The 15465-nt window shown below is 42.1% G+C and carries 15 protein-coding genes; 9 read left to right on the top strand and 6 right to left on the bottom strand.

Annotated elements, in window-relative coordinates; genetic code table 11:
• Positions 1 to 5 precede the first annotated feature (5 nt).
• Positions 6 to 920: a DUF362 domain-containing protein gene (locus ACSSWA_RS07780; RefSeq protein ID WP_437355998.1), complete on the bottom strand. Its 915-nt coding sequence runs from the start codon at positions 918 to 920 to the stop codon at positions 6 to 8.
• Between the two features lie 68 nt (positions 921 to 988).
• Positions 989 to 1627: a glycosyltransferase family 2 protein gene (locus ACSSWA_RS07775; RefSeq protein WP_437355997.1), complete on the bottom strand. Its 639-nt coding sequence runs from the start codon at positions 1625 to 1627 to the stop codon at positions 989 to 991.
• Positions 1628 to 1719: 92 nt separating this feature from the next.
• On the opposite strand from ACSSWA_RS07775, the gene ACSSWA_RS07770 reads away from it, so the two are divergent.
• The 3 genes from ACSSWA_RS07770 (at position 1720) to ACSSWA_RS07760 (ending at position 6017) form a co-directional block, all read left to right on the top strand.
• On the top strand, positions 1720 to 1956 hold the full coding sequence (locus ACSSWA_RS07770) for a hypothetical protein (protein ID WP_437355996.1): 237 nt from the start codon (positions 1720 to 1722) through the stop codon (positions 1954 to 1956).
• Between the two features lie 28 nt (positions 1957 to 1984).
• Positions 1985 to 4867 (top strand): protein O-mannosyl-transferase family, encoded by a 2883-nt coding sequence (locus ACSSWA_RS07765; RefSeq protein ID WP_437355995.1) that lies wholly within the window; start codon positions 1985 to 1987, stop codon positions 4865 to 4867.
• 82 nt (positions 4868 to 4949) lie between these two features.
• Entirely contained in the window at positions 4950 to 6017 is a 1068-nt protein-coding gene (locus ACSSWA_RS07760) for a glycosyltransferase family 9 protein (protein WP_437355994.1), read from the top strand.
• Here ACSSWA_RS07760 and ACSSWA_RS07755 read toward each other — a convergent pair.
• Genes ACSSWA_RS07755 through ACSSWA_RS07745 form a run of 3 tightly spaced genes read right to left on the bottom strand, consistent with a single transcriptional unit; the run spans position 6000 to position 7784 of the window.
• Positions 6000 to 6536, bottom strand: coding sequence for an LOG family protein (locus ACSSWA_RS07755; RefSeq protein ID WP_437355993.1), 537 nt, complete (start codon positions 6534 to 6536; stop codon positions 6000 to 6002). The genes ACSSWA_RS07760 and ACSSWA_RS07755 overlap by 18 nt on opposite strands.
• Positions 6533 to 7363 (bottom strand): zinc dependent phospholipase C family protein, encoded by an 831-nt coding sequence (locus ACSSWA_RS07750; protein ID WP_437355992.1) that lies wholly within the window; start codon positions 7361 to 7363, stop codon positions 6533 to 6535. The genes ACSSWA_RS07755 and ACSSWA_RS07750 overlap by 4 nt, the downstream gene beginning before the upstream one ends.
• A 1-nt stretch (position 7364) precedes the next feature.
• Positions 7365 to 7784, bottom strand: a complete 420-nt coding sequence (locus ACSSWA_RS07745) for a secondary thiamine-phosphate synthase enzyme YjbQ (protein ID WP_437355991.1) — start codon at positions 7782 to 7784, stop codon at positions 7365 to 7367.
• 123 nt (positions 7785 to 7907) lie between these two features.
• On the opposite strand from ACSSWA_RS07745, the gene rocD reads away from it, so the two are divergent.
• Positions 7908 to 9110 carry an ornithine--oxo-acid transaminase gene (rocD, locus tag ACSSWA_RS07740; RefSeq protein WP_437355990.1) on the top strand — a complete coding sequence of 401 codons (1203 nt, stop codon included), beginning with the start codon at positions 7908 to 7910 and terminating at the stop codon, positions 9108 to 9110.
• 39 nt (positions 9111 to 9149) lie between these two features.
• Here rocD and ACSSWA_RS07735 read toward each other — a convergent pair whose 3' ends face one another.
• The gene (locus tag ACSSWA_RS07735) at positions 9150 to 11399 is read right to left on the bottom strand and encodes an ATP-binding protein (RefSeq protein ID WP_437355989.1); all 2250 of its coding nucleotides are present in this window, start codon (positions 11397 to 11399) and stop codon (positions 9150 to 9152) included.
• Between the two features lie 149 nt (positions 11400 to 11548).
• On the opposite strand from ACSSWA_RS07735, the gene ACSSWA_RS07730 reads away from it, so the two are divergent.
• The 5 genes from ACSSWA_RS07730 (at position 11549) to ACSSWA_RS07710 (ending at position 15460) form a co-directional block, all read left to right on the top strand.
• Positions 11549 to 12112 carry a phosphatase PAP2 family protein gene (locus ACSSWA_RS07730; RefSeq protein WP_437355988.1) on the top strand — a complete coding sequence of 188 codons (564 nt, stop codon included), beginning with the start codon at positions 11549 to 11551 and terminating at the stop codon, positions 12110 to 12112.
• An 8-nt stretch (positions 12113 to 12120) separates the two neighbouring features.
• Positions 12121 to 12912 carry an AMP nucleosidase gene (locus ACSSWA_RS07725; RefSeq protein ID WP_437355987.1) on the top strand — a complete coding sequence of 264 codons (792 nt, stop codon included), beginning with the start codon at positions 12121 to 12123 and terminating at the stop codon, positions 12910 to 12912.
• Positions 12913 to 12972: 60 nt separating this feature from the next.
• On the top strand, positions 12973 to 13425 hold the full coding sequence (locus ACSSWA_RS07720; protein ID WP_437355986.1) for a hypothetical protein: 453 nt from the start codon (positions 12973 to 12975) through the stop codon (positions 13423 to 13425).
• Between the two features lie 73 nt (positions 13426 to 13498).
• Positions 13499 to 14239: an outer membrane lipoprotein-sorting protein gene (locus tag ACSSWA_RS07715; RefSeq protein WP_422881237.1), complete on the top strand. Its 741-nt coding sequence runs from the start codon at positions 13499 to 13501 to the stop codon at positions 14237 to 14239.
• The gene (locus ACSSWA_RS07710) at positions 14240 to 15460 is read left to right on the top strand and encodes an ABC transporter permease (RefSeq protein ID WP_437355985.1); all 1221 of its coding nucleotides are present in this window, start codon (positions 14240 to 14242) and stop codon (positions 15458 to 15460) included.
• The last annotated feature ends 5 nt before the right edge of the window (positions 15461 to 15465 follow it).

Genomic DNA, 15465 nt, shown 5'->3' with positions numbered 1-15465 from the left:
CCATATTACATTACGATTCTATCAATATTGAGAGATTTAAGATCTTTAACTCCCAATCCCATCGAATCCGCAATAGTTATATAAGGTACGTCGTCGGGTTTGATGCCGAAAAGCAGAGCCGAAGCGGAATCTGCAGCCACCGGATCGGTAGATATAATTTGGGACTTCATTACTACGACATCCGACTTAGACACGCCGCGCGGACCGTTCTTCTTCATTACGTAATAAGCGTCGACTATATTTAAATCCGGTTTGCGGAATGTTCCGAAATCGGCTATGCATTGATGCAAACCCGTTCGATGCCAGTATCCTCTGTCCCATACAACGCCCATTAAATTTTTGAGGCTAACCGTAATTCGAGCCGAGCCGTGATGTTTTAAGATCGGCATATTGATTAATACATCGGATTCAAGTATCAACTCATGAACTTTGGCTTGTTTAAGCAATTTGCCTTTTTTAACCTCCGCATCATGATAGTACCTTTCGCTGTTGCCCGGAACAATTGTGCCGCCGGCGTCTTTGACTGCTTTTTCAATTCCGCTGTTTGAATAAGCCCTGCGCCAGTCGTCGCATGTATGGTCGAAAACATAAACTTCTTTGGCGCCGGCTTCCAAGCAGCGTTTGACAACGCGGTAGACTAGTTCCGGATTAGTATTCGCCGCTCTTTCCGGAGTTGTATCCCAGCCGATATTCGGCTTAATAACTACTTTCGAATTCGGTTTTACGAATTTCTTTAATCCGCCCATCGAGGCGATTCCTTTGTCGAACATATCGCCGGGAGCGCCGCCTTTGACGGCTACAAGGTCGTAATTGCCGCTTCCTGCCGCAAATATATTTTTCCCCAAGCCCGGTATCGACGCGCTTGTTGCAAGTAAAATTCCGCCCTGTAAACTTTTTATAATAAAATCCCGTCTTTTCATAAGCGCCTCATTTCGTTTGAAGATAAATATATAAAAAGATGTTAATATATTAAAACCCGGTCGGAACTTTATTCGAACGTAGAACAGATGCTGTCGGGCGTGTCTCTGTAATAGATATACGTCGGATAATCGACTTTCATAATTTTGTATTTTCCCGAGGCTCTTTCATAGAAGTCGGAATCGTCGCTGTATTTCAGATTTCTGAAACCTTCTAATTCGTTAAAGACTTCCTTTTTACCAATGAATGTACAGCCTACTATGCATTCCGATATTGGGATAAGTCTGCTCAGGTCGTTTTTATCTTTTACAAAAGGAGAGCCGACTATCTCGATTCCGCCATGGATTAAATCGATGCCGGGATTTCCCGAAAGTAATTTCATCCGCAATTCAAGATGATCCGGTTTGTATTCGTCGTCGCTTCCGATAAAAGTTATATATTTTCCCGCAGCGGCTAAAATTCCGGCGTTCAAAGAAAGCGGAGGCTTCCTGTTTGAGTGTCTCATATAACGGATTTTCTCATATCGATTTAAATACGAATCGATTATCTCGAATGAATTGTCCGTACTGCCGTCGTCCACTACGATTAATTCCCATTTATCGTATGTCTGATTTATTACGGAGTTTATTGCTCTCGTCAACAGATTTTTTCTGTTGTATGTAGGCAGAATTATTGAAACTTCGGGCGTGTAGTTCTTGTAAACTTGCATAAGAACCTGCGCTTTTTGTCCAAATATAGTTTTTTATTATATGAATTTTTAATTAATTTGGCATATTATTTTCAGATTATCACATTATTAAGATGAGCTATAGGGAACAAAAAAAATATTTCGAAATATTAAAAAGGTACGAGCGCAAATTCGATCCCAAGGAAAGAGAAGACTACAAAATGCTGTTAAAAAGGCATAAAGACGACGAGGACCTCGACAAACTTTCATTTGAGCGGCTCGAAAATCTTTACATAAAATATCACGTTAACAGAGAAAAAGTAAATCTGGATAATCTTTTTAAAAAACCGGAAGATAAATCGGACGAATAATCAAGAAAAAATTAATATCGGTGGAATGATGAATTATAAACTACTCAACAGAATATTTGCAGGAATTGTATTTGCAGTCAGTTTAATCGTTTTTCTAATGACGGTACAGCCGTCGGTTTCGTTCTGGGACTGCGGCGAATTTATTGCCTCGTCTTACGCTTTGCAGGTGCCGCATCCTCCGGGTACGCCGTTCTTCTTAATCGTAGGCAGGCTCTTTTCGATGATTCCATTCGCCGAGAATATCGGTTTAAGAGTAAATATGATATCGGTTTTTTCGAGCGCTTTTACGGTAATGTTTCTCTATCTAATTGCGGTAATGCTGATAAAAAGTTACAGAAAAAAAGAACCCGAAAATCTGTTCGAAGCTTTAACGGTTTATATCCCAGCCGCTATCGGAGCCCTTTCGTTGAGCTTCAGCGACACTTTTTGGTTTAATGCGGTCGAAGCCGAGGTATACGCTTCATCTACGTTTTTTATTGCTTTTGTAGTCTGGTTGATGATGAAATGGAACGAAAAAGCCGACCAGCCCGATAACGAAAAATATCTTCTTCTGATAGCGTACTTGATCGGTTTGTCTACCGGCGTTCATCTTATGGCTGTTCTCGCAATTGTCCCGATTGTAATGGTGGTTGTTTTCAGAAAATATATTGACGACGAAGAGACTCTTAAAAAGACCGCAATCATATTTGTTATCCATGCAGCCGTTGTGCTGATAGTAGCCGCATTGATGTGGGCGGCTCAAACCTCGTCCACTCCGCCGACTCCGGATGAATACAAAGATATCGACAAACGTTTTGTCGTCGTTCTTGGAGCCATATCGGTTCTGATTATGGCGGCTCTTTATAAAAAAATCTTTACCAGAAATTCTTTTTACATCCCGATGATCCTCGGCGGAATAACTCTCGTAGTCGTATATCCGGGAATGGTAAAATATGTGCCGAAGTTGATTTCCGTTACGGCTGGCAACGACTACACTATGGACATAATTGTTTCGATATTACTCTTTGCCGTTGTAGGCTATGCCGTTCATTGGACGGCGAAGAATAACAAGCCTACTCTCAATTTAGTGTCAAAAGCATTCCTGTTGGGACTCGTTGGAATAACCACGTACGCTATGATAATTATACGCGCAAACGAGGAACCGCCGATTAACATGAATTCGCCGAAGACGTTTACGGAACTCGAATCGTATCTGAACCGCGAGCAGTACGGCGATTTCCCGACTTTTAAGAGAAGATTTTCCAACGAACCGCATCAGATGGGAATCTATACAAATTATTCGAGCGACCTCGATTTTCTGTGGCGCTATCAAATGGACCATATGTTTAACAGATACCTGTTCTGGAATTATATAGGTCGCGTTTCAACATATCAGGACAGCGGAGTCGACTGGTCGGATATGTACGGAATTCCGTTCTTTATCGGATTGTTCGGTCTTTTTTATCATTTCCGGCGCGATTGGAAAATGGCTTCTGTGTTTTTGGTTATGTTTATTTTCCTCGGATATTTGACGGCTTTTTATCAAAACCAGCAGCAGCCTCAACCGCGTGAAAGAGACTATTTCTATGTCGGCGCCTTTTTCGTTTACTCGATATGGATTGCTCTCGGTATGCGAGGCATTATCGAATTGATGATTGAAAAGTTCGACAAAATAAAAAATCTCAAACCGGCTCTCGGTCTTGTGATGGCTGCGGGCATAATTGTCGTACCTGTCAATATGTTTCATGCGAATTATTTCGAGCATAACCGTTCGCGCAATTACGTCCCATGGGACTATGCCTATAATTTATTGCAAAGCGCCGCTCCGAATGCAATTTTGTTTACCAACGGAGATAACGACACCTTCCCCTTATGGTATTTGCAGGATGTGGAAGGAGTTCGAAGGGACGTTAGGATCGCAAATTTGAGCCTTCTTAATACTCCGTGGTATATCAAACAGTTGAAAAACACTTCGCCGTACGGAGCCGAAAAAGTGGCGATGAGTCTTTCCGACAGAGACATCGACAATCTTACCGTCCAAAGATGGGAACCCGTGGAAATGTCGATTCCCGTTCCGCCGGACGTAATCAAAGAGTTCGACGTTAAAGACAGCACGATTATTAAAACCGGAAAACTTACATGGCTAATGAAAAATCCGGTGCAATACGGCAATGTAAAAGCAATTCGTACTCAGGATCTGGTAGTCCTCGACATAATCATGCAGAGCAAATGGAAAAGACCTGTTTACTTTGCGGTAACTTGCTCGGACGACAGTAAACTGGGACTCGACGAATACTTGCGCATGGAAGGAATGGCTCTGCGCCTTGTGCCCGACAAATCGAACGCCGGCTCTGTTGAGTTTATTAACGAACCGGTTATGCGCAAACAATTGTTCGACGAGCCGGAAGGATTCTCGAGAGATTATCGTCCCGGATTTAAATTCAGGGGCTTGAACGACTCGACGATCTTTTTCGACGAAAACCACGAACGGTTGATTCAGAATTATCGCAATACGTTTATGAGGCTTGCCGTCCATTATCTTTACAGCATGAAAGACAGCGCGCGTACGGTGGAAACCCTCGACCTGATGGAACAAAAAATACCCCGAAGTATCGTAAGAGTGGATAACAGAATTCTTCATGACGTAGCTCGTCTCTACTATGCCGCAGGCGCATACGACAAGTATAAAGAATTGGCAAAAGAAGTAATTGAAACGGCTAAATTGCAATTGAAAAACAATCCGCGCGACTATTCGAGCTGGAATAATCCCTACGACATACTGTTGACGCATTATGAAAATATGAAAATGTATAAAGAAGCCGTCGAAGTACTCAATCAATTGCAAATGTACCTGCCGTACGACGAATCCGTCAAACAATTGCTCAACAGGTACAGAAGACTTGCGGGCGTCGATACGCTCGAAGTTAAATAAAGTCTTTGCTATTATCTGATTTGTCATTATAAGAGTCCGCCGAGTTGCGGACTCTTCACTTTTTAAGAATAAAAGTAAGAACATGAAAATTTTGGTTATTGCCTTATCGGGAATAGGCGATGCGTTAATGTTTACACCGGCTCTCGCGGCTTTGAAGAAAATCTATCCCGGTTCTGAAATCGACTGCCTTGTTATGTACAAAGGCGTATCGGATATTTATAAAAATCTGGAGGAAATATCCGAGGTCATATACTGGGATTTTCTCAACCGTTCCAAAATCGAGTCGCTTTCTTTTGTTATGGGACTGAGAGGGAAATACGATATATCGATTAACGTCTATCCTTCCAACAGAAAAGAATACAATCTGATTAATTTTTTAATCGGAGCCCGTAAAAGAGCCGCCGTTAAATATCTTCGCAAGGATTTTATGAATCTCGGTTTTCTGAACAACGTGAGAATAGAAGAAAACGATTCGCTTCATAATGTGGAAGAAAATATTAAATTGATTGAAAAGATAAGCGGCGGTCGATTCGATAATATTGAAGGACTGATATTAAATCTGACGGACGACGATAAAAAATATGCACAAAATTTTTTGAGGGAGCATAACATAGGCGAAGATGAAACGATAATTGGTTTTCATCCGGGCTGCTCCACATTGAAAAATCATGCTAACAGAAGATGGAGTCCGGAAAAATTCGCTCGGCTGGCAAAAGAGTTTATCGATAAACGGAAAGCGCGCGTGTTGATTTTCGGCGGACCGGAAGAACGCGGTTTAAAAGAAGAAATCGTCAAACACGCGGGCGCTTCAAATGTTTTGGCGGTTGAAACCGATTCGTTAATTCACACTGCTGCGGTAATGCAAAAATGTAATTTGTTTGTTACAAACGACTCGAGCCTGATGCATGTGGCTTCGGCGCTCAAACTGAAAGTAGTCGCATTAATCGGTCCCACAAATCCGAATTATATACGTCCCTGGAAAACCGTTCACAGAATCGCTTCTATCGGTTTGGAATGCTCGCCCTGTTTTTATTACTCGCCCAAGCCGCTTACTTGCGGCAGGAAAGACGTCAAATTTAAGTGCATAAAGGAACTGCCCGTTGAACTTGTTTATCAACTTTCGGAAGAATTATTAGACCAGGGTAAGTGAGCTGATTATATAATCTGCGCATGTTTCTATGTCGGAAAAACATTTTATCAATCCGGTTTCCCGCTTCTCCTTTTTAATTTGAGATTCCATAAGATTTACTATTTCGCTCCACATTTGTCCGTGGCATGCGACCGGTTTCGGCTGCATCATTTTTTTGTTGATGAACTCCCATACAACGGCAAGCTCAACCAGGGTTCCTGTTCCGCCCTGTAATATTACATAGGCGTCGCCGATTTTAATCAGATTGTCGAGCCTTTCGTAAAGCGTATGGCATCTGATTTCTTTAGTCAGATATTTGCTCGGAACTGAATTATAAATGTCGAGAGTAACGCCTACGGCTTCAGCGCCGGCTACGTTCGCTCCCTTTGAAACCGCGTCCATAATTCCCTGATACCCGCCCGTGCAAACATTCAAACCCGATTTTGCAAGCAGCTTTCCGAGCTGGTAAGCTGTTTCGTATTCTTCTTCTCCGGGCTTGGGAACCGAACTTCCGAAAACCGTTACAAATTTATTTTTCATAACGAACTCAAATCAGGTTTTCCGGCTTTAATCCATGCGGTATAAATCATATTTGCCAACATTGATGAGGCTTGATTTATTTTTTCGACGGTCAAATGACGGGTTCTGAACCAGAGAATTTCGTAATATTTATTCTCGTCGTTTTGGCTCTGCTTGGCTGCATGTCTGTCGGCGCTCAATATTATGTCCGCCTCGAAATTCGATTCCGAAATATAATCGAATATTATGTCCGGTAGGGAAGCCTTAAGTTCCGACGCTTTACCATCATTGAGACCGGCTTCAATTTCATTGATGTAACGGTTGAACATTTCAATTTCATACCTGAAGTGAATTCCTTTTTGATTGGTGAGCTGTCCGTTATAATTCAAAGTGGCATGCAGCGGTTGATGTCCGTCTCCCACATAATGAGCCAGGTCTGATGTATATAGCAATATTTTCTCCCGGTCTTTCGACCTGAATGCGTCTACGAGTTTTTCATAGGTTTCAGCCGTAGCCCATGGAAGCAGACCCATCTTTGTAACAACGCTGTCGCCGTAAATTGCAGTCAATGTTTCTTTCGATTTAATCATATTCCCGTTTAAAAATTCGCTGTAAAAATCGATGTCAATGAAATGCCGGACCGGCTCGTCGGGATCGTCTTTTTTCCTGTAGTCCGGGTCAACGGAATGCTCGATGATATAATTAACATTATCTTGAGAAAGACCGATTTCGGATGATAAAATATTCATTGCATGTTTTGCAATTAATTTGTGTCCTTCGTTTCCCCAGGCAAAATTGAGCAGGATCGGCACGAAAAAGAGAAGCAGAAAAATCTTGAGTTTTGTCATTTTATTGTCCCATAAATTGTGTGATTATGTTCCTCCGGCGGGGTCTGTTATCGAAGTCGATCAGTACGATTTGCTGCCAGGTTCCAAGCAGCAATTTGGAATTTGTAAAAGGGACTGTAATGGAGCTGCCTTGTAAAGACGCTCTGACGTGAGCGTATCCGTTGGCGTCGTGCCAGGTTTCGTCGTGATGGTAACGCTTGCCTGAAGGCGCGATTTTTTCGAAAAATTCCGGATAGTCTTTCAATAATCCCGGTTCGAATTCTATCGTCGTAATTCCCGCCGTTGAGCCGGGAGCGAATACCAGTACGTTGCCTTCTTTGAAACCCGTTTCGATCAGTTTGTCGTTTACTTCGCCGGTTATATCGATAATGTCGTTGTTCCCTTTTGTGTTTACGGTAAAACTCAATGTCTTAATTTCCATCTCTTCACCCATTCTTCAAATTTACTGCCAAAAATTATGAATTTTTTTTGTGTAATCATCATTCGGAAGTGAAAAACAATTTTAATAATTTAGAAGCATAAATAAAAATAAAAGAGGATTTTTATGACGACAAAAGAATTCATCGAACTGGAAGAAAGGTATGGGGCGCATAATTACCATCCGCTGGATGTTGTAATTGAAAGAGCGGAAGGCTGCTGGGTTTACGACGTTGAGGGGAATAAATATCTCGACTGCCTTGCCGCATACTCGGCGGTTAATCAGGGGCATTGTCATCCCAGAATTGTCAATGCTCTTAAAAAGCAGGCGGAAAAAGTTACGTTGACTTCGCGCGCATTCCGAAACGACCAACTCCCGCTGCTTTATAAAGAACTGAGCGAGTTGACCGGATACGAAATTTCACTGCCGATGAATTCCGGAGCCGAAGCGGTTGAAACCGCGTTGAAAGCGGCAAGGAAGTGGGGATATAAAGTTAAAGGAGTTCCGGAAAATAAAGCCGAAATAATAGCCTGCAAAAACAATTTTGCCGGAAGAACTATAACAATCATCAGTTTTTCGACCGAAGAACAATACCGCGACGGATTCGGTCCTTTTACTCCCGGTTTTAAGATCGTCGAATACGGCAATGCCGAAGAGCTGGAAAATGCCGTTAACGAAAACACGGTGGCTTTTATAGTCGAACCCGTTCAGGGAGAAGGCGGCATAATTGTTCCGCCGGAAGGCTACCTGAAAAAAGCTTATGAAATTTGTAAGAAGAACAATGTTCTCTTTATAACCGACGAAATTCAATCGGGCTTGGGAAGAACGGGCAAATTATTTGCATTCGAACACGAAGGCGTCAGACCCGACGTAGTTATAATTGGCAAAGCTTTATCGGGCGGATGTTATCCCGTCTCTGCCGTACTGTCGGATAGAGAAGTTCTCGGAGTTTTCAAGCCTGGCGACCACGGTTCTACATTCGGAGGAAATCCGCTCGGCGCCGCCGTAGCCAGAGAATCGCTCAAAGTGTTAATTGAAGAAAAATTGATCGAAAATTCGGCGGAATTAGGTAAATACTTTATCGAAAGGTTAAGAGCTATCGAGTCTCCGCATGTTAAAGAAGTGCGCGGCAAGGGACTGTTTATCGGAGTGGAATTAAAACCGGAAGCCGGAGGTGCCAGGCGGTTCTGTGAAGCTCTGATGAAAAGAGGAATTCTTTGTAAAGAAACTCACGAAAACGTGATTCGTTTTGCCCCGCCTTTGGTAATCAAAAAAGAGGAAATCGATTGGGCGTTAACTCATATCGAAGAAACTCTCAAGATGGCATAAAAAAATCTGAAGGCTGCGCAGGACGGGCGCAGCCTTCGTTTAATCCAAAGGTCTGTTTAACCATTGGTCGATTGTAAGTTTTAAGAATTGAATGTTGATCGGTTTGGCAATATAATCGTTCATTCCCGCCGCCAAACATTTTTCACGGTCTTTCATACTAGAATGAGCTGTGACTGCGATTATCGGTATTTTGCCCACTTCGCCGGGAATGTCCCTTATTTGTTTTGTAGCTGCAATTCCGTCCATATCCGACATTTCGATATCCATCAGCACCAGATTGTACCTGCCGGTTTTTACGGCGTCGATTGCGTCGCTGCCGCTCGAAACCGCATCTACCGAATAGCCGACTTCCCTTAGAATTTTTAATTCTAAATCCTGGCTTATCGGATTGTCTTCTACCAGGAGCAAACGTTTTGTCGATTTCGGCTCTTCAACAGTTGCTTTTTCTTCCTCTTCCTGCGTAGCAACTTCTGTTTGATTGAAGTGAGCCGCTGTCCCGGCTGCGGTTTCTTCGCTTTCAGAAGGAGTAAGTCTGAATTTTGCCGTAAAGTAGAATTTACTTCCTTGACCCGGTTTGCTTTCCACGCTTATGTCGCCGCCCATAAGTTTGACAAATTCTTTGGCAATAACCAGTCCGAGTCCCGTTCCTTCCTTTCGGCTTTTTTTGTCTTTTACCTGAACGTACGGTTCGAACAGCAGAGGAATTTTGTTGTTCGGTATGCCCGAGCCTGTATCTTCAACTGAGGTGAGTATTTCGATTGAACTGGTCGTCCTGTTTTTAATTTCGACAGAAATAGTTACGCCGCCTTCGTCCGTATATTTTACGGCGTTGCTTGCCAGGTTCAAAACTACCTGACGATAGCGCGTGGCGTCTCCGTAAATTTTATCGGGTAAATCCTGATCGATTTTTTCTTTTATTTCAATGCCTTTTTGGCGGGCAGTTTGACCGATTATGGAAGAAACTTTATGAATTTCGTCGCTCAGATCGAACTCGTTTTCTTCGAGTTCCATTTTGCCGGCTTCGATTTTGGAAATATCGAGAATGTTGTTGATTATATCGAGCAGCGATTCGGCCGCAAGCCGGGCGTCCCGCGCGAACTTTTTCAATTCTTCTTCGCTCTCGAAAAGGTCGTTTTCGATTAATGTCAGAAAACCCATAACGGAATTCATCGGCGTGCGCACCTCGTGACTCATATTTGCAAGGAACTTTGTTTTATAGCTGCTTTCCTGCCGCGCTTTTTGAGCCGCTACGTCGGATTTTATTTTTTCCTGACGCAAGGCTTCAAGCGCTTTTTGCCGCTCGTGTTCCGCAAGCACCTGTTGGGTTATATCCTGAAGGCTGCCGTCGAAGAATGTGGCGTCTTCCTCTTCGTCGTAGCTCAAGCGCACGTTCATTTTGACGGCTATCTCGCTTCCGTCTTTTTTGAGGAATTGAACTCTGTAATTTTTTACCTTGCCTTGTTTCTCGAGTAATTTATTCAACAAATCCGCGTCCGACTTCCTTTTGAACAGATCTTTAAAGAAATTCAATTTGTTAATTTCTTCTTCGGTTGAATATCCCAACATTCTTATAAAAGCCGGATTTACAGCAGTGAACTTGCCTGCCGGAGTAATCTGGAATACGCCTTCGACAGAATTTTCAAAAATATTTCTGAACTTTTTCTCGGAAAGAACTACTTCGTAACTTTTGATTAAAGCTTCGCGTCGCAGTCTGTAATTTATATAGCTGGCTACTACCGCCATTACGCTTATAATCATTACAAGTACTATCGATTCGAGCATATGGGGAATATTCTGGGTTTGCGAACTGTTCGCTATGGCAGAGGCTACAAACACAAGATTATAATAAACCGCTACCAAAACCTGATGACGAACTTCCCAGCTGAGAAAAAGAGCCGCCGTAAATATTATAAGACTTATTATGTGTGAATTGAATACGAGAGTTTGAGGCTCGAGATAGATCATCACTCCAAAAGAAGCGACTATCGACATTAACAAAATATGGACGAGTAAAACCGGGTGCTCTTTCCCGTACCGCGAATTCGATATCACGAGCAATACGAACGCCACAAGGACTGAAAACAAACGGGAAACATAGAGTTCAACGCTGTGTTCGCTGAAATAGAGTACTTCGAAAATAAGAGCTATTCCGCCCGAAGCAGCTGAAAAAATTGCTAACGACCGGAATGGCGACAGGAGCTCTTTTTGCGTCTCCTGCTTAATATATTCATTTACTTTATGTTCCAGAGTTCTGGAAAATTTTTTTGCCGTATTTACTGCTAATCCCACTTGCTATCCGTTAAATTCGATTATGGAAAAAATAATTAACTGCTTGTAAGTTGCCTTCCTCAGGAGTAAACGAATTATTATTTCCACTAAATTAATAAATAAATAATTAATATATTATCGGCGTTATTAAAAATTCTTTAGGATGTGATTTGGATTTTTTACTGAATATCGACGTTTCCGTTTTTTATTTTATCAATCACACGCTGTCAAATCCGGTCTTCGATAAATTTTTTCCGTTTATTACCGACCCTAAAAATTGGTTCATAGCTTATACTATTCTCTATTTGACGCTGATTATTAAAGGAGGCAGAAGGGGACGAATTGCAGCCGTTATATTGATATTGCTCGTTGCGGCTTCCGACCAATTGAGCAGCAATTTGTTGAAGAATTTATTCGAGAGAATAAGACCGTGTAACGCCTTGCCCGATGTAAGGATTCTAGTCGGCTGTACCGGTTCGTATTCTTTCCCTTCATCCCATGCGGTTAATAATTTCTCGGTCGCCGTATTTTTCTCGAGACTTTATCCGAAGTATAAAATTACATTTATTGTCGTGGCTTCTTTAGTGGCGTTGTCCAGACCGTATGTAGGCGTTCATTATCCGTCGGATATATTGGGCGGAGCTTTGATCGGTTCTGCCGTGGGATATCTATTCTCGTTGATAGTTCTTAGAATTGAAGAAAAAACCAATAAACGCTTTGTTCGAATCAAATAGGAATTTTTATGGCAAAGAAAAAAGAACTCAAGACGAAACTCGAAATTGCAAAAAACTGGCTGCCCAGATATACGGGCACAAAAATAGACGAATTCGGCGACTATCTTCTGCTGACGAATTTTTATAATTACGTAACGCGGTTTGCAGAGAGATTTAATTGCGACATTAAAGGAATGGGTAAACCGATGCAGACTGCCACCAACAGCAAGGGATTGTCAATCATCAACTTCGGTATCGGTTCGGCCAATGCGGCTACGATTATGGATTTGTTAATAGCCAGGAATCCCAAAGGGGTCCTTTTCCTGGGCAAATGCGGCGGTCTGAAACGTTCGACTGAAATCGGTCATTTCATTCTTCCGATTGCGGCAATCAGAGGCGAAGGCACCAGCAACGACTATTTCCCGCCCGAAGTGCCGGCTTTGCCCTCATTTAAACTCCATAAATTCGTTTCGGATAAAATTGTTGAACGCAAAATGGAATACAGAACGGGCGTCGTTTATACTACCAACAGAAGGCTCTGGGAATGGGACGAAACCTTCAAAGCTTACTTAAAAAAACTCGGCGTAATTGCCATCGATATGGAAACGGCGACTTTGTTTATCGTAGGGCACTCAAATCAAATTGCCCGGGGAGCGCTTTTGCTGGTGTCGGATTTGCCGATGTTTCCCGAAGGAATTAAAACCGAAAAGTCCGATAAATATGTAACGAAAAAATATACCGATACGCATCTGGATATCGGAATCGAAGCTATGACCGAGATCGACGCCAAGGGAGAGCCGATCAAACATTTTACTTTTTGACGAAGGAACACTATCTTGTTACGGATGTTTAAATTTTGTTTTTAGTTTTGGAGGGGTAATATGAAATCGATCTATAATATTTTACTGACCGTATTGCTGCTGATTTTGATGTCCGTCTTCGTAATACCGCAAAAAAACAGCGTTCCTCCTCAGGAAGAAAATCAAATACATAATGCAGTAGAGGAACTATTTAAGCTAAGCAAGCAAAAAAATTACGAAAAAGCAGCCGCCCTGATTGTTTATAACGGAGAAGATTCGAACAGAAAACTAAAAGCCGTATTAAATCCGCAAAACGAGGACGAGTTAAACGCAGCCAAAAGAATATGTAAAAAAATTGCCGCTCTTCTGAACGTAAGCGAAAAATATTCGATTAAAGAAATAGTTAACGAAAAAAATCAGGAACGTAAAATAACCAAAGTTGAGGTAACGTTTCTGAATGCGGGGCAGGAGCTCTTGATTACTCTCAAATTTGTAAAATTGCCTTCCGGCTATGCATTGTTGGAAATAAATTAATAAATCTCTTGCAATAAATTACCGTATTTGATAATTTAATGACTGACCGCTTAGTCAATAATAGATGAAAATTATGAAGCTATTAAAAATATTTCTTTTGCTTTTGGTCTCGACTTCGGTTTATCCGCAAACAGCGTCGGAAATCATTCGAAAATCCGAAGACCTGATTAAAGGAAAGACTGCCCACGGTACTTTCGAAATGATTATTGCCACTCCCGATTACACGCGCACATTGAAGATGGAAAGCTGGTGGGTCGGCAATGAGAAAGCTCTTATCGTGATTAAATATCCCAACAGGGAAGCAGGCAACAAAACTCTCAAGATCGGCAATGAAATGTGGAACTACCTGAAGAACACCGAGACCACAATTAAAATTCCCCCTTCGATGATGCTCCAATCGTGGAACGGTTCCGATTTTACTAACGACGATCTGGTAAGGGAGTCGAATCTTGCCAAAGACTACTATCAAAAGTTAATCGGAGAAGACGAACTTAACGGAGTTAAATGCTGGAAGATCGAATTGATTCCCAAACCGGACGCTCCGGTGGTTTGGGGTAAACTCTATTACTGGGTACGGAAAGACGACTATTTGCCGGCAAAAGTGGAGTATTACGACGAAAAAGGCAAGCTCGTCAGATATATAGAGTATAAAGAGATAAAAAAATTCGGAAAACGCAATATCCCTTCTGTTTGGGTAATGCATAATGTGGCTAAAAAAGGGCATTCCACTACGATTAAAATTATCGATATGGAATTTGATATCAACATAAATAACAGAATATTTACATTCAGGGAACTCGAACGGGGCGATTAAATGCGCTTGTTGCTCAAAATGGCATGGCGTAATATCTGGAGAAATAAGAGGCGTTCAATTCTAACTCTCTTAGCCGTCGGATTTGCAACGCTGGCTACGATTGCCATGAGAGGAGTGCAGCTCGGCACCTATGAAATAAATATCGTAAACGCTGTCGAAATGTTTACGGGCTATATTCAGATTCAAAGACCGAACTATAAGGAAGACAGATCTGTGAATCAGGCTTTTTACCCTGATGAAAATCTCATTACGCAGCTCTCCGAAATCCCTCATATCGTATCGTTTTCCAGAAGAATCTACGCCGACGGTTTAATAAGCAAAGGCGACAATTCCTTAGGCGCTGCAATTATCGGCGTCGATAGGGATAAAGAACAAAATGTTTCCAGAATCTTAACTCGCGTAACGGAAGGAAGAATTTTCAGAAAGCCTTATGAAATTGTAATCGGTTACAAACTGCTCGATAATTTGAAAGCGAAGATCGGAGACGAGGTTGTGGTTCTTGCTCAGAGTGCAGACGGCTCGATGGGAAATCTGAAATTTAAAGTCGTAGGCGCACTAAGAACAGGCTCTCCTCAAATCGACGAAATGGGCGTGATGATGAACCTTGAAACAGCCGACGAGCTCCTCGCTATGTACGGACGAATTCATGCCATTGCTATTAAAGTGGACGAATTGACAAACATACAGGAAGTTAAGGAAAATATCCTCCCGCTATTGAACCGTAAACTCGGGGTTTATGATTGGGGAGAATTGATGCCCGATTTCAAGGAAACGATCGAATTCGATAATGTCAGCGGTATTTTTTATCTGCTTATTTTAATTTCCATTGTCGCATTCGGAATATTGAATACCGTACTCATGTCGGTAACCGAAAGGTTCAACGAATTCGGAGTGGCGCTCGCCATCGGAATGCCTCAGCTAAAGTTGGTCTTGCTCGTTTTAATCGAAACCATGATGCTCGCGCTTACGGGAATATTAATCGGCAATCTTCTCGGTTGGGGCGTGAATTATTATCTGTTTGTCAATCCGGTGGAGTTCGGCGGAGAAATAAAAGACCTCTATGAGCTCTACGGATTTATGCCCGTTATTAAATCTTCGCTCGAATTTTCGATTTTCTTGAATACTACTCTTACCGTAATGATAATATCGGCGATAGCGGTAATTTATCCTTTATATAAAGTCTATAATCTGGAACCTTTGAAAGGCATCAGGTACACTTGAGCGCC

The organism is Melioribacter sp. Ez-97, assembly GCF_051488665.1.
GTDB lineage: Bacteria > Bacteroidota > Ignavibacteria > Ignavibacteriales > Melioribacteraceae > Melioribacter.
The sequence above is the reverse complement of the archived record's forward strand: the minus strand, read 5'-3'. Positions and strand labels throughout refer to the sequence as shown.

What these genes read in the sequence shown, in the direction of transcription:
- ACSSWA_RS07755 (WP_437355993.1), bottom strand. Translation starts at nt 6,536, where the DNA reads ATGAAAAATAAATTTGTAACGGTTTTCGGAAGTTCGGTTCCCAAGCCC.
- ACSSWA_RS07725 (WP_437355987.1), top strand. Translation starts at nt 12,121, where the DNA reads ATGGCAAAGAAAAAAGAACTCAAGACGAAACTCGAAATTGCAAAAAAC.
- ACSSWA_RS07745 (WP_437355991.1), bottom strand. Translation starts at nt 7,784, where the DNA reads ATGGAAATTAAGACATTGAGTTTTACCGTAAACACAAAAGGGAACAAC.
- ACSSWA_RS07765 (WP_437355995.1), top strand. Translation starts at nt 1,985, where the DNA reads ATGAATTATAAACTACTCAACAGAATATTTGCAGGAATTGTATTTGCA.
- ACSSWA_RS07760 (WP_437355994.1), top strand. Translation starts at nt 4,950, where the DNA reads ATGAAAATTTTGGTTATTGCCTTATCGGGAATAGGCGATGCGTTAATG.
- ACSSWA_RS07720 (WP_437355986.1), top strand. Translation starts at nt 12,973, where the DNA reads ATGAAATCGATCTATAATATTTTACTGACCGTATTGCTGCTGATTTTG.
- ACSSWA_RS07780 (WP_437355998.1), bottom strand. Translation starts at nt 920, where the DNA reads ATGAAAAGACGGGATTTTATTATAAAAAGTTTACAGGGCGGAATTTTA.
- rocD (WP_437355990.1), top strand. Translation starts at nt 7,908, where the DNA reads ATGACGACAAAAGAATTCATCGAACTGGAAGAAAGGTATGGGGCGCAT.
- ACSSWA_RS07775 (WP_437355997.1), bottom strand. Translation starts at nt 1,627, where the DNA reads ATGCAAGTTTACAAGAACTACACGCCCGAAGTTTCAATAATTCTGCCT.
- ACSSWA_RS07710 (WP_437355985.1), top strand. Translation starts at nt 14,240, where the DNA reads ATGCGCTTGTTGCTCAAAATGGCATGGCGTAATATCTGGAGAAATAAG.
- ACSSWA_RS07750 (WP_437355992.1), bottom strand. Translation starts at nt 7,363, where the DNA reads ATGACAAAACTCAAGATTTTTCTGCTTCTCTTTTTCGTGCCGATCCTG.
- ACSSWA_RS07770 (WP_437355996.1), top strand. Translation starts at nt 1,720, where the DNA reads ATGAGCTATAGGGAACAAAAAAAATATTTCGAAATATTAAAAAGGTAC.
- ACSSWA_RS07715 (WP_422881237.1), top strand. Translation starts at nt 13,499, where the DNA reads ATGAAGCTATTAAAAATATTTCTTTTGCTTTTGGTCTCGACTTCGGTT.